This is a genomic window from Peristeroidobacter agariperforans, assembly GCF_004138335.1.
Classification (GTDB): Bacteria; Pseudomonadota; Gammaproteobacteria; order Steroidobacterales; family Steroidobacteraceae; genus Steroidobacter; species Steroidobacter agariperforans.
This window is the reverse complement of record NZ_RYFW01000001.1, coordinates 562,762-579,594: the sequence shown is the minus strand read 5'-3', so window position 1 is coordinate 579,594 and position 16,833 is coordinate 562,762. Positions and strand designations below refer to the sequence as shown.

Here is a 16,833-nt window from a genome sequence, read left to right as displayed (position 1 = left end):
ATCGCTATGGCCAGAATGGTGAAGTGTGTGTTGCTGGGAGCCGAAGCCGAAGGGCTCGACTACGCGCCCTATCCGGGCGAGCTCGGGCAGCGCATTTACGAGAACGTTTCCAAGCAGGCGTGGCAGCGCTGGCTCAAGCACCAGACCATGCTGCTCAACGAATATCGCCTCACGCCCATCGAGCCGAAGGCCCGCAAGTTCCTGGTCGAGGAGATGGAGAAGTTCTTTTTCGGCGGCGGTTCGGACAAGCCTGCGGAATTCAAACCCGAAGGCGAGTAACAGGCCCTAGCCCGCCTTTCTTTGCCACTGCTTGTCGAGCAACGCGCGTAGCTGTTCCGAGACGCGCTCGAACTCTGCCGAGATCATCTTCAGCTCTTCGCTCCAATCGTTGCGGCCGCCGCCGCGGGCTCGGGTTTCCACGTCCGCAGTGAGCAATCCCAGCCGCGACACGTGCAGGTTGTTTGCTGCGCCCTTGAGCTTGTGAGCTGCACGGGCTAACTGATCGAGATCCTGCCGATGCGCGGCCGCGCGCAGCTCCAGAATGGCTTCCTCGCCGCTCATGATGAAGGCGCTGACCAGCTCGGCCGCAAACTCCTCATCGTCGCCCGCGACTTCCTGCAGGCGCACCTTGAGCGATTCATCGAGGTTGCGGCTCATCGACGCGATGACTGTCGGCTCCAGGTCCGACGAGGCCGCGCCCATGAATCGATCGAGCACGTCCTGCAGACGTGAGATGTCGAGCGGCTTGGTGAGGTAATCGTCCATGCCGGCTTCGAGACAGCGCTCCAGCGTGCCCATCATCGCGTTCGCCGTGAGTGCGACGATCGGGGTGCGACGCTCTTCGCCTTCGATCTGGCGGATGCGCTGCGTGGCTTCCAGGCCGTCCATCACCGGCATCTGCATGTCCATGAGGATGAAGCCGTAGCTGTTGCCCTCGAACGCCTCGACGGCTTGCTTGCCGTCGCCGACGACGTGCACTTCGCAGCCCAACCGTTCCAGGAAGCGGCGCGCGACGCGTTGGTTGATGGCGTTGTCCTCGACCAGCAGTACGCGGCCCGAATAGATCCGTTTGACTTCGTTCGCGACCAGGGTGCCGCGAGTGATGATGGGCTGGCTGCGCATGTGCCAGTCCTCGGGGCCGCGGGACAGCGCACGATTCAAACAATCCAGCAGCTCGCGGGTGCGCACCGGCTTGGTGAGATAAGCCGAGAACCCGATATCTGCGAAGCGCTGCATATCACCGGAGCGATCCAGCGACGTGAGCAACACCAGACGCGTCGGCGGAATGTCGCGCGCGTTCATGATCTGCTCGCCGAGCATGGAGCCATCCATGTCGGGCATTTGATAATCGAGCACGACTGCATCGAATGCGCCGCGACCGGAACGAAGGATGGCGAGTGCTTCGTGAGCATGCGAGGCCGACACGACTTCGTAGCCGGCGTGAACCATCTGGCTCGACAGTACGCGACGATTGGTTTCGTTGTCGTCGACGAGCAGGATGCGACGGCCTCGGTGAATCGCGGCGTGCTCGGGCACGTAATCGCCCATCCCCGCCGGCTCTTCGACCGGCAGCGTGAACCAGAACGTCGAGCCCTTGCCGACTTCGCTCTGCGCGCCGGTCTGGCCGCCCATCATCTCGACCAGCTTGCGAACGATCGACAGGCCGAGGCCCGTGCCGCCGAAGCGACGGGTCGTGGAAGAGTCCGCCTGAATGAACGGCTGGAACAATTTATCCAGCGACTCGCGTGGGATGCCGATGCCGGTGTCGCGCACTTCGAAGTGCAGCAGCGGGCGACCGTTCTGACGGCCGAGCAAGCAGACTTCCAGCACGACTTCGCCGCTCTGGGTGAACTTGATCGCATTGCCGACCAGGTTGAGCAAACACTGGCGGATGCGCTGCGGATCGCCGAGCACTCGCTCCGGCACTTCCGGGCGGACGTTGACAACCAGCTCCAGGCTCTTGGCGGCGGCCTGGAATGCCATGATGGAGCCGACATCATCGACGTTGGAGCGCAGGTCGAGCTCGATGCTCTCGATATCGAGCTTGCCGGCTTCGATCTTCGAGAAATCCAGGATGTCGTTGAGGATGGTCAGCAGCGAGTCGGCGCTCGCGCGGATGGTTTCGGCGTAGTCACGCTGCACGCGATCCAGGCCAGTGTCCAGCAACAAACCGGTCATGCCGATGATGCCGTTCATCGGCGTGCGGATCTCGTGGCTCATCGTGGCCAGGAACGAGCTCTTGGCGCGGCTGGCTTCTTCGGCTTCCTCCGCGGCGCGCTCCATCGCGACGCGAGCAGCGCGTTCGTGCGAGATGTCGTGAATCGAGCCGGCAAGCCACAGCGGCCGATCGTCTTCATCGCGCTCGGCCGTGGCGCGCGAGCGCACCCACAACCAATTGCCGTCTTTCTTGCGCAGACGATATTCGATGTCGTACGGAACGCGACGTTGCAGATGATCGCTCATCGCCCTGCCGACAATGGCGCCGTCATCGGGGTGCACGAACGCTTCGGGGCGGCCTTCGTCGTTGCGCTCGCTGCCGTCATAGCCCAGCATCTTGCGGAACTGCGGTGAGTGCCAGATCTCGCCGGTCTGCAGATTGAACTCGAACAGCGCGTCCTGCGTACCGGAGACGGCACGCTGGAAACGTTCCTGCGCTTCCTTGATCTCGGTCGCCTGGCGGGAGATTTCTTCCTTCGCCCGCTCTTCCTTGGTGACATCCCAATCGATGCCGAGCACGCTGACCGCCCGGCCTCGGGCGTCGCGTAGAATGCTGGCGTGAGTCTGAATGTGGCGCATCTTGCCGGCGGCGTCGATCATGCGATAGCGCTGGGCAATGACCGTGGTATTGCTGCGCACTGCCTGACGAAACATTTCGTTCCATGCAGCCTGTTCGTCGGGGTGCACGAACTTGCTCGTATATTCCGTGCCCTTGAATTCGCGCATGCCGCCGCAGCGCTTGAGCATCGGGCAGCCTTCGTCGATCACCAGCCAGTCGTTGGCGACATCCCACTCCCAGACGGACAGGCCGGCGGACTCGTTCGCCATGCGCATGCGCTCGACCATGCGGCGATTGTTACTTTCGGCGGCCTCGGCGCGTTCCAGCGCGGCGCGCAGTTCGGCGGTCTCGTTGCGAGAGCGCATCGCTTCGGCCAACGCCAAGGTTTCCGCCCGCGTCTTGCGCATGTTGGCGGAGCCGAAGAACGCGGTAACAAAAATTGCAAACACCGCGACCGCGTGGCTTTCGAGATAGGCCCACCAGCCACCGTGATACGACGAGAGGATGGGCGAGACCAGCAGACACACGGCGCTCACGAAACCGATCACGCCGACGTGCCAATGACGATTCGAGGAGAGCGCCAGGATCACCGCCAGGACGTAGCCGATGCCGATGATCGAATCCTGGACGTTGACCAGGTCGGCCGCGAACACCAGTGCGCAAATGCCGAACAACCACGGCAGCAGATTGCGACGGTTGCGGGGCGCGCCGTCCAGGCCCTCGCTGATGACCCGACGGCGTTCACCCTCGGGCAGCTGGATCAACGATCGCAGGTAGTAACGCAAGCCGAACACACCGAGCAGCAGCAGTCCGACGAGGATGTAGCCCAGTGCGCTGGAAGACAGATACGACTGGCCGAAGAATCGATAGATGGTCGCCTGCTCGCGTGTCAGCGTCAGGTCGATCAGCAGCACGCCCCCGGCCCGGTCCGGCACGGCATAGAACAAATGCGGCGTTCCAGCCAGGTCTTTGAAATGAACAAACGGCTGACTGGCGTTGTTACGAAGCGCCGCGACCGCCTGCGACGCTATCTCGTCCTTCGGTCCAGCGTGGCCGTCACTCAGCGCGCCGGCAAAGTGGCGCGCCGTAAAGGCTTGATTGAAAGTGTCCAGCGATTGTCCCGGGACAGCATGGGACAACAAGGCCTCGCTGAGCGCATAGGCCTTGGTAATGGCGACTTCCGTGCCGATGTTCTCCGCCACCACCTTCTTTTGTTGCAGCAACGGTGCGCCCGCGACGGCCAGTACCAATACCAGCACCAGAATCGCGACCACCGAGCTCTGTCCGGCGATGACTGCGAGCAGGTTTCTTGATTGTTTCACCGCCACTCCCAGCGATGCGTTTCCTCCCGAGGCGCGCAGTACAGTCAGTAGGGGAGTTTGCGGCAAGTACGAATGTCGCGTTATGACCGATAGCCACCGGGTTCGTGTGGATTTGTGACGCGACTCGCATTCGGCCCGAGCTAGCGGGCCAGGAAATCCGTAGTCAGCGTCAGCATCGCCCGTACGCCGGTGATCAGTCCGGCCTCATCGAGGTAGAACAGCGGCGAGTGGTTGAACGGCACCTTGGCCGCATCCTTGTCGCGCGGTGTGACGCCTACCCAGAAGTAGATCGACGGCACTTCGGTGCCGAAGAACGAGAAATCGTCGGCCGTGGTCTGCAGGCTGATCTGGGTCACATTGTCCTTGCCGATCAGCTGCTCGAACAAAGGCACCGCCCGCTGGGTCAGCTCCAGGTCGTTGACGACCGGCGGCAGCGAGACATCGGCACGGAACTTCACTTCAGCCTTCGCGCCGCTGGCTTCGGCGATGTTGCTGGCGGTGGTCTGCATGCGCTTGACGATGTCATCGCGCATGGCGCGATCGAAGTTGCGAACCGTGCCGACCATTTCCACCGAGTCGGGGATGATGTTGAAACGGATGCCGCCCTTGATCGCGCCGACCGTGATCACCGCCGGCACCTGGGTGATGTCGATCTGACGAGACACGATGGTCTGCAGGCCCGTGATGATCTGACCCGACACCGTGATGGGATCGATGCCGCCCCACGGCCGCGAGCCGTGAGTCTGCGCGCCCGTCACCATGATCGTGAAATAGTCCGAGCCCGCCATGAGCGGGCCCGCCTTGTAGCCGATCACGCCCGTGTTGAGCGAGGCCATCAGGTGCAGGCCGATCATTGCGTCGGGCTTGGCGATGCCGAACAACCCTTCTTCCATCATGAGCTTCGCGCCGCCCCGCTCGCCCTCGGGCGGACCTTCCTCGGCCGGCTGGAAGACGAACAACACCTGGCCGGGCAGCGAGTCCTTCATCTTGACCAGCGCCTCGGCGACGCCGAGCAGGATGGCGACGTGCCCGTCGTGACCGCAGGCGTGCATCACGCCGACTTTCTCGCCCCGGAATTCGGTCGTCACCTTGGAGCGGAACGGCAGATCGTTTTGCTCGGTGACGGGCAGCGCATCCATGTCGGCGCGCAACGCGATGGTCTTCCCCGGCTTGCCGCCCTTCAACAGTGCGGCCACGCCGGTGTGAGCGATGCCAGTCTTCACTTCCAGGCCCATCGCCTTCAGACGCTTCGCAATGAAATCCGCGGTCTTCACCTCCCGATTGCTCAGCTCGGGATTGGCGTGCAAGTGGCGCCGCCATTCGATTACGCGCGGCTCGACCGCTTTTGCCGCTACATCCAGCGGCGCCACATCGGCGCTGCCGACCATGGGAATTGCGAGAGCCAGTGCGCCGCCGGCGAGAATGCTTTTGATTTTTACGGAACGATGCATGCGGGTCTCCGTTGATCTTCAAGGGCAGTGTACAAGCCCGGCCTGGGGGGTGGTATTTTTCCGTCATGCGCATCCTTGCTCTGAATTGCGGCAGCTCTTCGGTCAAAAGCGCCCTGATCGATACGGCGCACGATCGGCGCCTGCAAGAAATCCACAGCGAGAACGTCGGCTCGGATGTATCGGCCGCAGTCGATGAATTGCTGGCGCGGTATCGGGGGCTCAATGCGTCCATGTCGCCGGAGGCGGTCGTGCACCGTGTGGTTCACGGCGGCGAGAAGTTTCGCGATCCAACGCGCTTGGACGATGCCGTGCTCGGCGAGATCGAGCAGCTGAATCACCTCGCGCCATTGCACAACCCACCGGCGCTCGCGGCCATTCGTCGCGTCATGGCTGCGTTGCCGGGCGTTCCTCACTTCGCTGTGTTCGATACGGCGTTTCACTCGACGCTGCCTGATCATGCCCGCGAGTACGCCCTGCCGCTCGATGTCCGGCAGCGATTCGGCATTCGCCGTTTCGGCTTTCATGGGATCAATCACGAGCACGTGGCTCACAGCGTCGCCGCTTATCTGCAGACTGATGTGAAAGAGCTGCGAATCATTTCGTGCCACCTGGGCAACGGCGCGAGCGTGACGGCCATCGAAGGCGGACGCAGTGTCGACACGAGCATGGGCATGACGCCGCTCGAAGGATTGGTCATGGGAACCAGGGCAGGCGATGTCGATCCGGGTGTGCTGTTACAACTGCGCCGTGAAGGTCATCTCGACGCGGATCAGCTCGATGATTTGCTCAACAAACGTTCCGGCTTGAAAGGGCTCGCCGGGACGAACGACATGCGAGAGATCGAGCGCCGCGCGAACGCGGGCGACACGGATTGTGTGCTCGCTATCGCGATGTACGTGCACCGAATTCGGAAGTACATCGGCGCGTATGCGGCAGGGATGGGTGGAGCGGATGCCATCGCGTTCACGGCCGGCGTCGGAGAGCACAATGCTCTGATTCGGCGTCGCTGCACTGAGCGGTTGGAATTCATGGGCGCCGTGCTCGATGTGTGGAGCAATGACGCTTTGAAACTCACGGGCGCAGAGCCGATCGCCAGCTTCAACGTCAAGGGTTCGAGAGTGCAGCTGCTCGCCGTCCGCGCCGACGAAGAGCTCTCCATGGCTCGCGCCACCGCCGCCGCGCTGGGTCAGTAGGCCAGAGTCGTGGCCTTGAGCCACTCGATGACTTTCATCAGCGCATCCAAACTCTCATCCCCTGCGGCACGACTGTCGTTATAAATCTTCAGCTGCTGGTGCGCGCTGGTTCCTTCGCTGAGAATGCGTTCAATCGGCTTCAGCGCCTCCGCACAATCGAGCCGATCGATCTGTTCGCCGCACGCGGCAATCAAATCGCTCGTGACCTGCGCCACCGGCACGACTTCGTTCGAGGTCTCGAAGATGAACTCTGCCTTGACGCCATCCCGCTTGGCTCGCCAGCGATTCTCATCAATGAGCCGGCGGGTGTGTGTGCTGCGCACCTTTCCCATCTCCGGATTAGCGACCAGCGTTGCAACCAGAGCGCGATATAACGCTGCAATCGCCAACGCATCCTCCAGCCGCGTACACATATCCGAGATGCGCATCTCCAGTGTCGGATACTTGTTCGCCGGCCGAATCGCCCACCACAGCTGCGTCGAGTCGCTAATCGCCCCCGCCGCCTGCAGGCGATCCGTGAATGCCTGATAGTCGGCCTCATCTCGGAAGAAATCCGGGATGCCACTGCGTGGCCACTCGTCGTACAGCGCCTGCCTGTAACTCAGCAAGCCTGTAACCCGGTGATTCCAGAACGGCGACGACGTGCTCAGCGCCAGAAATACCGGCAACCAGTGCATCGCCCGATTCATCACGTCGACGCGGTCGACAGTCTCGGGAATGGCCACGTGAATGTGCAGACCGCAAACCAGATTGCGTTGACTGACGATGCGGAAGTCGGCAATCAATTTGTCGTAGCGCCGCTTCTCGGTAACGAGCTGCTCGTGCCAGACCCCGAGCGGATACGTGCTCGCCGCGACAACAGTCAGCGCATGCTCGGCCACGACCTCGCTCAACACGCGCCGAGTGCGCGACATCACGTCGCTCGCCTCCGCGTGACTGCGCAGGATGGGCGACGCAATCTCGATCTGTGACTGCAACAACTCTGAGGTGACGATATCGCCAAGCCGCGCCTGGGCGTCACTCATCAACTGATCGAGTGACGGCGTGCCCAGCAATCCCGTCTGAGCATCGACGAGGAAGAACTCTTCCTCGATGCCGAATGAGAAGTCGAAGGCCATGGGCTACTGAGCTGAGTGAGGGGGAACGACCGGTGGAACCGTTTGCAACCAACGCAACACTTCACTAACGCTGCCCAACCGATGATTCGCGCGAGTCGCAGCTGCCTGGCCGACACGAATCGATACACCTTTCATCTCGTTCACGACTTCGAACGCATCTTCGTCAGTGACGTCGTCGCCGATGAACACGGGGATGCGCCCGGCGAACGGCGCTTCCTGCATGAAAGAACTGATCGAACTCCCCTTGGTCCACGCGCCGGGCCGCAACTCCAGCACGCTCTTGCCCGCTTGCAACGCGAACGTCGGGCCGAGGTGTACCAGGACCTCGTTCATGATGCGATAGACCTCGTCCTGCATTTCAGGCGCACGGCGGAAATGCACGGCGACGGCGTAGTGTTTGTCTTCCAGGAGCAGCCCTTCGTGGCTTCGCACGAATTCAGCGAGCTGGCCGCGCACGCGTGCGATCGTCGCTGCGTCCACTTCCGGACGCAACACATGCCCATCGGCGGTGCGTCGCTCGCAGCCGTGCACGCCTGAGGCGATGAACTTCAGCGGCGAGAACAGGCCATCGAGATTCGCGAGGCTGCGGCCGCTGACCAGCGCCAGCGCCCCATCGAGACGCCAGCGGACATCTTCGAGCAAATGTTTGAGGTTGGTGGGCACGTGCACTCCCTGCGGTGTCTCGGCGAGCTCGAGCAGCGTGCCATCGACATCGAGAAACAGCGCCCACCCCTGCGTATTAGGAGCGGATTCCGACATGGCCGTGGACCATACGTGGGTTTACCTTCCGGCTCAACTCCGCAGGTCGGTCGGCGGTTCTATTGCAGGCGTGCCGGCTCCAGCAACTGCACGCTGAACAGCTTGTTGGAATCCATCCACACGCGCTTGACTGCCAGACCGGCGGTCGCGGCCAGCTCGCTGAAGGAGTCGAGCGTGTATTTGTGGCAATACTCAGTGCGCAGATGCTCGCCGCGACCGATGCGCACTTTTTCGCCACCGAGGTGCACGGTCTGATCCTTCTTGCTGACCAGGTGCATCTCGATGCGGCTCTCGTTCTCCACCCACACGGCGAGATGATCGAAGGCGTCGAGATCGAAGTCCGCACCGAGCTCGCGATTCACATGACGCAGAGCATTGATGTTGAACTCCGCGGTGACGCCGGCCGCGTCGTCATAGGCCCGCTCGAGAATGCGAGGGTCCTTGCGCAGATCGATGCCGATCAGGACCGCGCCATTCTTACCAACCAGGTCTCGCATGCGAGCGAGCAATTCGCGCGCCTGTGGACGATCGAAATTCCCCAGCGTCGAGCCAGGGAAATAAACGATGCGACGCTGCGCACTGCGGACGAACTGCGGCAGCTCGAAGTTCTGCGTGAAATCGGCGCAGACCGGCACGATGTGCAGATGCGGATAATCCTTCGCGAGTGCGCCGGCGGCCTGGAACAAATGTTCGCGTGAAATATCGACCGGCACATAGGCCAGCGGCTGCTCCAGCCGATCCAGCAGCAAACGCGTTTTCAAACTGGTGCCGCTGCCAAACTCGATCAATGCCGCATCCGGGCCGATGTGCTGCGCCATCTCGGCCGCATGGCCGTGCATGATCTGCAGCTCGGTGCGAGTGATGTAGTACTCGGGCAGCTCGCAGATGTTGTCGAACAGGAACGAGCCCAGCTCGTCGTAGAACCAGACGGGCGACAGCTCCTTCGGCTCTTTTTTCAGACCGTCCAGTACGTCGTTGGTCAGTGCGTCCTGAGTGGATTTGGCCGGAACGGTGCTCGGATGCTTTGCCATTGTTCTTCCTTCGATTACAGGTCGCGCGCCAGGCGTACGCCCATGAACTGCCAACGAGCCTGGGGATAAAAGAAATTTCGATACGTCGCGCGCACGTGATCGGCCGGTGTCACACACGAGCCGCCGCGCAGAACGAGCTGACTGCACATGAACTTGCCGTTGTACTCGCCGAGCGCGCCCTTCACGGCCCGATAGCCGGGATACGCGACATAAGGGGACGCGGTCCACTCCCACACATCGCCAAACATTTGTTTCAGCCCGGCCTGATCTCCGGCAGGCAGCGGTTTGAGCATGTCGCTCTTCAATAAGTTTCCACGGACCGGCAACGATTCGGCGGCAAGCTCCCACTCGGCTTCAGTCGGCAGACGCGCATTCGCCCAGCGAGCGAACGCGTCGGCTTCGTAGTAGCTCAAGTGGCACACTGGCGCGTGCGTGTCCAACGGCTGCAAGCCTCGCAATGTGAATTCCGCGTCGAGCGACGGCGTCCAGTAGAACGGACGCGTCCAGCTTTCCTGATTCACCGTACCCCAGCCGTCAGACAACCAGAACTCAGCGCGTCGATAGCCACCATCGCGAATGAATTCCAGGTACTCGCCATTGGTCACCAGACGATCGCCGAGCGCGTACGGCTCCACCAGAGTTCGGTGACGTGGGGTCTCGTTGTCGAAACAAAAGTGCTTGCCGGTCGCACCGATCTCTCGAATGCCGCCTTCGAACGTCAGGAACTGCAGCGGCTGGGCTGAGCGCACCTCGGTCGCCGGTTGTGGCTTACGCGTGTAAGCGGGCAGCATCGGGTTCTTCGACAACAGGTGCTTGATGTCCGTGAACATCAACTCCTGGTGCTGCTGCTCGTGGTTCATGCCCAGGGTCACCAGCGGCTCGAACTGGTCATCATCGTCACTGCGAGAGTCGAGCAGCTTCAGCATGTGCTCGTCGACATGCTGGCGGTACGCGAGCACTTCTTTGACGGTGGGCCGAGTGAGCAACCCGCGCTCCGGTCGCAGGTGCATAGGGCCGACGGTCTGGTAGTACGAGTTGAACAGGACTTCGAACCCGGCTTGAAAGGGCTGATAGCCGGACAACAGCGGGCGTAACAGGAACTGCTCGAAGAACCAGCTGGTGTGCGCCAGGTGCCACTTCGCCGGGCTCGCGTCCGGCATGCTCTGCACCACGTAATCCTCGATCTCCAGCGGGCTGCAAATGCCCACTGATTCCTCGCGGATGCGGGAATAGCGGCAGGCCAGGGGTTCGTGGGAGCGATCGATGACGGGAGTGGCTGCCGGATAGACCGCTGCCATGAAGGGACTCCTTATATATGGGACCTGGAGGTCTGCCGGGTGCGCATCCTCGTCCAAGGAGTCGCCCTCAACAACGCCCGATCGCACCGAAAAGTTGCAAACCCAAGTAAACCGCGGGGTTAGCCGCGATGCGCGAGCCGGAGAGTATAGAACCTCAAACCTGACAGCCTGCGCCGGCATTTCCGTGCGCATTTGTGGCCCGGGAGCAGGTGCGGTCGCCATCCGGGTGTCGGGTGGGGGCCGATTTGCCTCTCGGCCACTCGTTTTTCTTGACGCCCCGCCAGACCCCCGCTCTAATACGCGCCCGCTCCGGCGCATGCCGCCGAAGCCACCTCCAGGCCCCGACCCTCGGTCCGGGCCGCCCCAGCATGGCCGGGTAGCTCAGTTGGTAGAGCAGCGGACTGAAAATCCGCGTGTCGTTGGTTCGATTCCGACCCCGGCCACCATTCCTGTTCAATCACTTGCGACGATACGGAGTGTTGGCGATCCGTCTCCCAGCGGGTTTCGCGGGTCTTCTGTTCGCATTGGTCCGACTTCGTAACATCAAGCTCGTCAGGTGCGGATGAGGGAAGATTAGCCATGCACGACAGGCATGACGACGACTACGAACCAATAGTTGCACCCCGGCGGCGACCTCGCGATCCACGGTATGAGGAAGTGTCACCGCTTTGGCGTACGGCGCTCACGATCGTCGCAGTGTGCGCCTTGGTCGCTCTGCTTGCCTGGTGGTGGACGGATCGACCCTCGAGTGACGAAAGAGAGACGAGCGTACAACAGGAGCCCGCAGCGCCAGTCGTACCTCCGGCACGCGATCCCGGAACGCCTATTGAGCAGCCGGCGCGAGCGGTGCCTGTTCCCGCGCCGGAATTTCCAGCGGAACCGGAGGATGCCGCGACGCCGGAAGCGACAGCGCAGAGCGCTTCCGAAGTTGTGCCCGAGAGTGATGCCGTACCGCCAGCGCAGCCGACACCGGTATCCGTCCGCTTCACGAGTCCGGACCCGCAAGTGAGATTCGAGCTGCGTCGGGCGTCTGATCAAGCGCCCTTCTCGACGAGCAACGCCGGAGACACCGTTGAGGTGCCACCAGGAACGTATCGACTGACTGCGTCCGGAGCCCAGTTCGAGCGCATCGAGCGGGACATGACGTTCGAGGGCGAGCGAGCGCTCGAATGCGCGGTCGAGCTCTGTGCGCAGCGCAAGTACGATCGTGAGAGCTTGGTTGGTCAGCTCGTCGAAGAACGCAAGTGTTCGAGCACTGCGGAATGCCAAAGCCTATTCGGGATTCTGAGCGAGTCCGCGGACGATCTCGTGCGGCAGCGGGACTTTCGCACGGAACAATGTGCGAAGTGGCGCCCGGGCGCCACGCCTGAGGGGCAGTGGACGCTGAACGTCCAATGTGACGGTGCAATGCCTGAGACCACCTGCGGCATCGAGATCGCGGAGGGGGCGTGCACTCATGCCCAACCGCCGCGCAGTATGCGGGGTGGTACGTGTCCGCGGGTGGAAATCAAGTGAGAGGGTTTCTGTCGCGTACGACGCAGCTCCGTGCGTCGTCGGTTCCCAACCTCGATCACCGTTCAACCTAAGGGCTCAGCTCACTGACTACTTCGAGCTCACGAACGTCCTGCAACGCCCGCACAAAAAACTCAAACTGCCGCCGCTGCACATACGGAATCGGTCCCGTCGACCGTCCGACACTGTGCTCGCCACCAGGCACCACCAACAGCTCGAAATCCTTGTCCGCCTTGATCAACGCATCGACCACCTGCATCGTCGAAGCGGGATCCACGTTTGAGTCCTGCTCGCCGACGATCAGCAAGAGCTGACCTTGCAGCTTCGCGGCGTGGTCGACGCCGGAGGCGGCGGCGTAGCTTGCGTCGACGGGCCAGCCGAGCCATTGCTCATTCCAGCTGATCTTGTCCATGCGGTTGTCGTAGCAGCCTGCGTACGCCACTGCGGCCTTGTAGAACTCAGGATGAAACAGCAGCGCATTGAGTGCGCTCTGGCCGCCCGCGGAGGCGCCGTAGATGCCGACGCGGCTGATGTCATAGGAAGGATCGCGAGCGGCGAGGGCCTTGTGCCAGAGAATGCGGTCGGGGAATCCGGAGTCCGCGAGGTTCTTCCATGCGACGTCGTGAAAGGCTTTGGAGCGGTTCGCGGTGCCCATGCCGTCGATTTGCACGACGATGAAGCCGAGATCGGCCTGTGCCTGCATGCCGATCGCTTTGTCGCCGCCGGAATGGAAACCGAACGGCCAGAAGGTCTTCGGCACGAAGCTGTCGTGTGGGCCGGCGTAGATGTTTTCGAGCACCGGATACTTCTTTGAAGGATCGTAGTCGCGTGGACGTACGATCAGGCCCCAAATATCAGTCGCTCCATCGCGTCCCTTGGCCACGAAGGGCTCGGGCGGTGTCCAGCCAGCCGCAGTCAAGCGCGAGATATCGCCGCGTTCGAGTGTCGCGATCAGCGTGCCGTCTGCCCGGTGAAGCTCAGACACGGTGGGCAGATCCACGCGCGAATAGGTATCGACATAGGCGGACATGTCGGGTGCAAACCGAACTTCGTGTGTGGCGTCGGCGGTCGTCAGTCGGGTGAGATTCGCGCCATCGAAGTCGACCCGAAACACATGTTTGAAGTACGGATCCTTGCCGGCATCCATGCCGCTCGCCGAGAACCAGATGCGTCGCTGCGCGTCATCCACTTTGAGCACGTCGCGCACAACCCAAGGGCCACGGGTGATCTGCTTCAGCGCACCTGTGGCAGCGTCCGAGAGATATAAGTGCCGCCAGCCATCGCGCTCGGAGATCCAAACGATCTCTCGCGCGTCGTCGCCGACATCGTGTCGATAGCGACGATCGGCGTACACAAAGGTCTTGGCATCTTCGGTGATTACGGCCTTCGGTGTGCCCGTTTGACCATCGACCTCGATCACTCGCGCCTGACCATGCCCCCGGCGCTCATAGTCGAAGACAAACGTGCGGCCATCCTTGCGCCACTCGGGCTGCGACATCTCATAAGGATTCGGAAAGAGCGCGTTGTCGATGTCGGCCCTGCGACGTTCGGCAACATGAAACAAAACGGGCTGCTCGATATCGACCGCATCGCCGGGCTTGGGATAGAGCTGCTCGCGTAGTGCGGGCTGGAGCTGATTCGAAGGAGCTGCTTCGACCCGAGTAACGATCCGCCGAAAGCCCGGCCGCACACGATAGGCCACGAGCCGAGTCGAGTCGGGCGACCAGGCCAGCGTCTCGGGGTCGTAGAAGTTGCCAGGTGTTCCATCGGTGCTGAGCGCGATCACATCCTTCGATCCAACGGCGCGGACGACGACGTTGTCATCTTCGACGAACGCCTCCCACTTTTCGTCCGGCGACTTGCGTGGCTGATTGTCTGCCGGTACTTCCAGATCGCGGACCACGCCGAAAGCGCGTGGGCGGTTCGTATCTGTAGGTTCGGCTTTGTGGCACGCGTAGTTCACGATGCGACACGTCCAACGTTCCTCTCCCAGCGTCACAGTGATCGCGCGGTTCTCATCGGCATATTCGAATGTCTCGAATGGCAGGCGCAGCGGTTGATAGCTCTGCTTGGTTGCGTCGCCCAGTGCGACAGCCAGCTTTCCCGCGTCGAACGGCGCGCGCCGCTTCAGCGTGCGTGCATCGATTTCAACAAAGGCGAAGCCGCCCTCGACGGTTTTGCGATAGTGCAGCCGCTTGCCTTCATGGCTCCATTGGGCGGGCTCGGCAACATCACGAGTGAGATACATCCAATCGTCGCGGAGCGTAACGGAGCGGCGAATGGCTGCCGCATCTGGTGCGGCGATGACGGGCGCCGCCAGCGTCGAGGCCAACACCACCGACACGAACATTCGTGAGCTGCGCATTACTTCGCCCGCCCGATCTTCAGCATGACTGCTCCATGACTCGGTACTTCGACCGCATAGCTGCCGTCGAAATTACCGAGATCGCGTCGTTCCCAGAGATTGCGAACCGGTTGCGAGCCCTCGAGTCCGAGATCGGACCAGCGGGCTTCGATGCGGTGAGTTTCGAGCCCGCGATTGAACAGCGCCACCGCGACAGTGCCGTCGGCCAGCGGTCGCGACCAAATCTCCGTGCGGTCCTTCGCCCACGTTCGACCGCCAGCTTTCGCCAGCACGTCCAGATTGACGTCCAGAACCTCGTCATTGGTCAGTAGCGCGATCGTGAACGGATCGAGCTTCGACAGATCGGCGCCGATGAACAAGGGCGCGGCTTGCATCGCCCACAGCGTGATGTGCAACACCTGCTCGTCGGGCGTTAAGCGGGTCGGATGCAGATCCGGGCCCCAACCGACGGGCCCGACCACCAGCATGTCGGTGTCGTTCCAACGGCCGGGGCTTACATATTTTTCCCGCCCGGCCTGACGAAAGCCGACGCTGTCCAGATTGGCCCACATGTCGAGCAGGTCGCCAGTCGTACGCCACATGTGCCCGCCGACTTCTCCGCCCCATTTCCAAACATCGCCATAGCCGTACTGGCACAGGTTGAAGACGATGTCGCGATTCTGTGCGGCGAGCGCATCGCCCATGATTTGATAGGGCTTCTTCAGTTCGGCGAGCGAGCGATCCTTCGCCACGTCGTCGTATGAGCACCAGTCATATTTGAGGAAGTCGACGCCCCAGCGGGCGAAGGTCGCGGCGTCCTGCGCTTCGTGCTGATAACTGCCCTGGAAGTCGCCGCAGGTTTTCGGGCCGGGCGAAGAATAGATGCCGAACTTGAGTCCTTTCGAATGGATGTAATCGGCGAGCGCTTTCATGTCCGGAAATTTCTCGTTCGGCTTCAGCTCGCCCTTTTCATTGCGACCGCTGGTCCACGCATCGTCGATCACGATGTGGTTGTAGCCATACGAAGCCAGTCCCGAGCGCACGAGCCAATCGGCTGCGGCGCGAACCTTCGCGTCATCGACAGCGGTGCCCCACACATTCCAAGAATTCCAGCCCATCGGCGGCGTGAGCGCGAGTTTGTTGTTGCCTGCGACGATGCGGAAGCGGCGAGTAGCGTTGCCCTCGGCGGTCGTCACTTTCAGCTGCAGGTCGGTCGTGCCTTCCTTCGCGAGTTGTCCCGTGATGATGCCCGTCGCGGGATCGAGCAGCAGGCCAGCCGGCAAGTTCTCAGCATCGAAGCGCAGCGTGCCAGCACCCGTTGCGGGAATCCGGTACAGGAACGGACGGCCCGGTGTCGCGCCATAAACGAGCGGGCCATGAATCGCAGGTTTCGATGATGTCGTCGAAGCAATCTTCGGCATTGGCGCGGCCGGAGCGACATAGGGAGTCGGCCGGCGTGAGGTGCTCGATAGCAGATCGATTCGTGCGTTCGCCCAGTTCGCGAGATCGCCATTGCTCGTGTCACCGCCGTCGTCCAATAGCAGCGTAATGGTGCGCGCGCCGGTGAGATTCACATCGAATGTTTTGGGCGCATCGCCGACTTTGAGAATGCCGGTGTCCGCGGCCTGTTTGTCATCCACCCAGACTTCGAAGCGGACCGTGCCTTCGCGTTTGCGATCGTTGGCGCTGTCATCGAGGCCGACCACTGCGCTGAATCGTTTGGCTTCGCCGTGCAGATCGAGCACCAGCTCGCTGATCGAGCGGGTGCCGATGCCCCGTTCGTAATTCTTGCCGTCCATGATCAGCTTGCCGCCGCCGACCGCAAGGTTCGCGAGCGGTACGCCGCGGCGCTGTTTCAGGGCTTTGAGATCAACCTGGTCGAGCCAGAAAGTGCTGCTGTCGCCGGCGACGTCCGCCGCGAGCAAGTCAGAAGATAAGAGCAGGGCGGCGAGCGAGGCGATGGCGATGACTTTCATGGCGGTATATCGTATACCATCAGGCCGCGCCCGCAAGTCACAGGACATGCGCC

At 62.1% G+C, this 16,833-nt stretch carries 10 protein-coding genes and 1 tRNA gene; 3 read left to right on the top strand and 8 right to left on the bottom strand.

The window, feature by feature from the left end; all coding sequences use genetic code 11:
• Positions 1–6 precede the first annotated feature (6 nt).
• Positions 7–279: an oxidative damage protection protein gene (locus EK373_RS02455; protein WP_129641158.1), complete on the top strand. Its 273-nt coding sequence runs from the start codon at positions 7–9 to the stop codon at positions 277–279.
• A gap of 6 nt (positions 280–285) precedes the next feature.
• Here EK373_RS02455 and EK373_RS02450 read toward each other — a convergent pair whose 3' ends face one another.
• Both EK373_RS02450 and EK373_RS02445 read right to left on the bottom strand, forming a co-directional pair.
• Entirely contained in the window at positions 286–4,098 is a 3,813-nt protein-coding gene (locus EK373_RS02450; protein WP_129641157.1) for a hybrid sensor histidine kinase/response regulator, read from the bottom strand.
• Positions 4,099–4,238: 140 nt separating this feature from the next.
• Positions 4,239–5,549, bottom strand: a complete 1,311-nt coding sequence (locus EK373_RS02445; RefSeq protein ID WP_129641156.1) for an amidohydrolase — start codon at positions 5,547–5,549, stop codon at positions 4,239–4,241.
• 65 nt (positions 5,550–5,614) lie between these two features.
• Here EK373_RS02445 and EK373_RS02440 point away from each other — a divergent pair, with 65 nt between their 5' ends.
• Complete coding sequence (locus EK373_RS02440) at positions 5,615–6,742, top strand: acetate/propionate family kinase (protein WP_129641155.1); 1,128 nt, start codon at positions 5,615–5,617, stop codon at positions 6,740–6,742.
• Here EK373_RS02440 and EK373_RS02435 read toward each other — a convergent pair.
• Genes EK373_RS02435 through egtB form a run of 4 tightly spaced genes read right to left on the bottom strand, consistent with a single transcriptional unit; the run spans position 6,736 to position 10,948 of the window.
• Positions 6,736–7,860: a carboxylate-amine ligase gene (locus tag EK373_RS02435; RefSeq protein WP_129641154.1), complete on the bottom strand. Its 1,125-nt coding sequence runs from the start codon at positions 7,858–7,860 to the stop codon at positions 6,736–6,738. The genes EK373_RS02440 and EK373_RS02435 overlap by 7 nt on opposite strands.
• A 3-nt stretch (positions 7,861–7,863) precedes the next feature.
• The gene (gene otsB, locus EK373_RS02430; RefSeq protein ID WP_129641153.1) at positions 7,864–8,619 is read right to left on the bottom strand and encodes a trehalose-phosphatase; all 756 of its coding nucleotides are present in this window, start codon (positions 8,617–8,619) and stop codon (positions 7,864–7,866) included.
• A gap of 59 nt (positions 8,620–8,678) precedes the next feature.
• On the bottom strand, positions 8,679–9,650 hold the full coding sequence (egtD, locus tag EK373_RS02425) for an L-histidine N(alpha)-methyltransferase (RefSeq protein WP_129641152.1): 972 nt from the start codon (positions 9,648–9,650) through the stop codon (positions 8,679–8,681).
• A gap of 14 nt (positions 9,651–9,664) precedes the next feature.
• Positions 9,665–10,948 (bottom strand): ergothioneine biosynthesis protein EgtB, encoded by a 1,284-nt coding sequence (gene egtB / locus EK373_RS02420; RefSeq protein ID WP_129641151.1) that lies wholly within the window; start codon positions 10,946–10,948, stop codon positions 9,665–9,667.
• A 370-nt stretch (positions 10,949–11,318) separates the two neighbouring features.
• Between egtB and EK373_RS02415 the strand changes: the two genes are divergently transcribed.
• Positions 11,319–11,394, top strand: a tRNA-Phe gene (locus tag EK373_RS02415).
• A 1,136-nt stretch (positions 11,395–12,530) separates the two neighbouring features.
• On the opposite strand, the gene EK373_RS02410 is transcribed toward EK373_RS02415, so the two are convergent.
• Positions 12,531–14,825: a S9 family peptidase gene (locus tag EK373_RS02410; protein ID WP_129641150.1), complete on the bottom strand. Its 2,295-nt coding sequence runs from the start codon at positions 14,823–14,825 to the stop codon at positions 12,531–12,533.
• The gene (locus EK373_RS02405; RefSeq protein ID WP_198683022.1) at positions 14,825–16,780 is read right to left on the bottom strand and encodes an NPCBM/NEW2 domain-containing protein; all 1,956 of its coding nucleotides are present in this window, start codon (positions 16,778–16,780) and stop codon (positions 14,825–14,827) included. Before EK373_RS02405 ends, EK373_RS02410 begins: the two co-directional genes overlap by 1 nt.
• Positions 16,781–16,833: the final 53 nt, after the last annotated feature.